The sequence below is a fragment of the Inquilinus limosus DSM 16000 genome (genome assembly GCF_000423185.1).
In the GTDB taxonomy this organism is placed as follows: domain Bacteria; phylum Pseudomonadota; class Alphaproteobacteria; order DSM-16000; family Inquilinaceae; genus Inquilinus; species Inquilinus limosus.
In genome coordinates, this window is sequence record NZ_AUHM01000061.1 from 1 (window position 1) to 3,496 (window position 3,496).

Annotated in this window: 1 protein-coding gene; it reads left to right on the forward strand. The window is 74.7% G+C overall.

Annotated features, from left to right (window positions below; genetic code table 11):
* Nucleotides 1-3,496: condensation domain-containing protein (locus G537_RS0129525; RefSeq protein ID WP_026873121.1), on the forward strand; the 3,496-nt coding region annotated here is incomplete at both ends.

Below are 3,496 nucleotides of genomic sequence, written 5' to 3' on the forward strand. Positions count from 1 at the left end.
CGGCAAGCTGGACCGGAAGGCGCTGCCGGCGCCGGAGTGGGAGAGCGGGAGCCGGGCCGAGCCGGAGGGTGAGGCGGAGCGTGTCCTGGCCGGGATCTGGTCGGAGGTGCTGGGCGTGCCGTCGGTCGGAGCCACGGACAACTTCTTCGAGCTGGGCGGGGATTCGATCCTGTCGCTGCAGGTGGTGTCGCGGGCGCGGCGGGCGGGACTGGTGCTGACGCCGCGGCAGCTGTTCGAGCACCAGACGGTGCGGGGGCTGGCGGCGGTGGCGGGCCGCGAGGCGGCCGCGGCGGTCGAGGCGGCGGCGGGCGAGGCGCCGCTGATCCCGATCCAGCGCTGGTTCTTCGGGGTAGAGATCCCAGGGCGGCACCATTGGAACCAGTCGGTGCTGCTGGCGCCGCGGGAGCGGCTCGAGGCCGAGGCGCTGGGCCGGGCCCTGGCGGCGGTGGTGGCCCACCACGCCGCGCTGCGGCTGCGCTTCGTGCAGGGCACGGACGGCGCCTGGACGCAGGCCCATGCCGAGCCGGCGGCGCAGGACTGGCTGTGGCTCCGCAGCGTCGCCGACGAGACGGAGCAACTGGCGGTGGCGGAGGCGGCCCAGCGCAGCCTGGAGCTGGGGCAGGGCCCGCTGCTGCGGGCGGTGCTGGTCGAGCGCCGGGACGGCACCCAGCGGCTGCTGCTGGCGATCCATCACCTGGTGGTGGACGGCGTGTCCTGGCGGATCCTCTTGGAGGACCTGCAGACGGCCTATGGCCAGGTCCTGGCCGGAGAGGACATCGCCCTGCCGGAGACGGGCAGCGGCTTCGGCGCCTGGGGCCGGGCGCTGCAGGCTTATGCGTCGAGCCCGGAGCTGCTGGCGGAGCTGCCGTACTGGCAAGGCGTGCTGGCCGGCCCGTCGGGGGTCCCGGTGGCGCGGCCGGAGGGCGCGAACACCGTGGCGCAGCGGGCGGAGCACCGGCAGCGCTTCGACGCGGCGCTGACCGAGCGTCTGCTGACGGCGGGCCGGGCGTGGCGGGCCGGGGTGGAGGACCTCTTGCTGACGGCGCTGGCGCGGGCGCTGTGCCGGCACACCGGGCAGGCTTCGGCGCTGGTGGCGCTGGAGGGGCATGGCCGGGAGGAACTGGGCGGGCTCGACCTCAGCCGGACGGTGGGCTGGTTCACCAGCCTGTACCCGGTGCGGCTGACCCCGGCGGAGGGTCTCGAAGCCTCGCTGAAGGCGGTGAAGGAGCAGCTGCGGGCGGTGCCGAACCGCGGCCTCGGCTACGGCGTGCTGCGCTACATGGGCAGCGACGACGTGCAGGCTGCGCTGTCCTCGCTGCCGTGGCCGGCGGTGACGTTCAACTATCTCGGGCGGTTCGACGGGGTGACGGCGGGGGCCTTCGCCCTGGCGGCGGAGAGCGCCGGGCAGGACCAGTCGGAGGGCTCGCCGCTCGGCGCCGAGCTGGTGGTGAACGGCCGGGTGGCCGAGGGCGCGCTGGGCCTGACCTGGCTCTACAGCGCCGCCCGGCACGATGCCGGCACGATCGAGCAGCTGGCCCAGGCCTTCGCGGCCGAGCTCGAGGCGCTGGTCGCGCTGTGCGGCGCGCCGGGGGCGGGCGGTCTGACGCCGTCGGACGTGCCGCTGGCGGGTCTGAGCCAGGCCGAGCTGGACGCGCTGCCGGTGCCAGCGGCGGAGATCGAGGACCTGTACCCCTTGTCGCCGATGCAGCAGGGGATGCTGTTCCACAGCCTGCAGGCGCCGGAGCTGTACGTGACGCAGCTGCGGGTGGATGTGGAGGGGCTGGACGCCGGCCGCTTCGCCCGGGCCTGGGAGGCGGCGGTGGAGAGCCACGCGATCCTGCGCACCGGCTTCCTGTGGCAGGGGGACAAGCCCTTGCAGCTGGTGCGGCGGCGGGTGCCGTCGCCGGTGGAGCGGCTGGACTGGCGGGGACGTCCCGATCTGGACCAGGCGCTGGCGGAGCTGGCGGCGTCGGACCGGGCGCGGGGCTTCGACCTCGGCGCGCCGCCGCTGCTGCGTGTGCGGCTGGTGCGGGTGGCTTCGGCGCGGCACCGGCTGATCCTGACCAGCCATCACCTGCTGCTGGACGGCTGGAGCACGTCGCGGCTGATCGGCGAGGTGCTGACGCGGTATCACGGCGGGACGCCGACCCCGGTGGCCGGGCGGTACCGGGACTACATCGCCTGGCTGGGGCAGCGCGACCAGGCGGCGGACGAGGCGTTCTGGCGGGAGCGGCTGTCCGGGGTGGAGGAGCCGACGCTGATGGCCGCGGCGCTGCCGGCGCCGGAGCCCGAGCCGGGCCATGGCAGCGCCAGGCTGCGGCTGGACAGTGCGGCGACCGAAGCCTTGAAGGCCTTCGCCCGGCGCGAGCGGGTGACGCTGAACACGGTGCTGCAGGGGGCCTGGGCCTTGCTGCTGTCGCGGATCACCGGGCAGCGGCGGGTGGTGTTCGGGGCGACGGTGGCGGGGCGTCCGGCGGAGCTGCGCGATGCCGAAGCGCTGCTGGGGCTGTTCATCAACACCCTGCCGGTGGCGCCGGATCTCGACCCGGGCCGGAGCATCGGCGACTGGCTGCGGGATCTGCAGGCGGAGAACGCGGCGCTGCGCGAGCACGAGGCGACGCCCTTGTACGAGATCCAGGGCTGGACCGGGCAGGGCGGACGGGCGCTGTTCGACACCATCCTGGTGGTCGAGAACTACCCGGTGGACCAGGCGCTGCGCGAGCGCGACGGCAAGGGGCTGCGCTTCGGCCAGGTCGCGAATCTGGAGACCACCAATTACGCGCTGACCCTGACGGTGCAGGCCGGGGGCGATCTCGAGATCGGCTGGAGCTGGCGGCGTGACGCCTTCGGCCGGGATCGCATCGACCAGCTGATGCGGCAGCTCGAGGCGCTGCTGCGGCGGCTGGCCGAGGACGCGGCAACGCCGCTCGGCCGGATCGCCCTGACGACCGAGAACGACAGGCAGCGCCTGGCGCGGTGGAATGCGACGGACGTGGCCTATGAGCCGGTGCCGAGCGTGGCGGCGCTGATCGGGCGCCAGGCGCGGGCGACGCCTCAGGCCGAGGCGCTGGTGTTCGGCGCCGAGCGGCTGAGCTACGCCGAGCTGGACCGGCGGACGAACCGGCTGGCCCAGGCGCTGGCGGCCCGCGGCGTCGGGCCGGACGTGCTGGTCGGGGTGGCGGCCGAGCGCTCGGTCGAGATGGTGCTGGCGCTGCTCGGCATCGCGAAGGCGGGCGGGGCCTACCTGCCCTTGGATCCGGATCATCCGCGCGAGCGGCTGGCCGGCACCATCGCCGAGACCGGCCTCAGGCTGGTGCTGGCCCAGGCGCATCTCATCGACCGGCTGCCTGAGATCGACGGCGTCGAGGCGGTGGCGCTGGAGGGCTGGGACCTGTCCGGCTATGCGGACGAGGCGCCGGATGTCGACTGGCATCCGGAAAGCCTGGCCTACTGCATCACCACCTCAGGGTCGACCGGCAAGCCGAAGGCGGTGGGC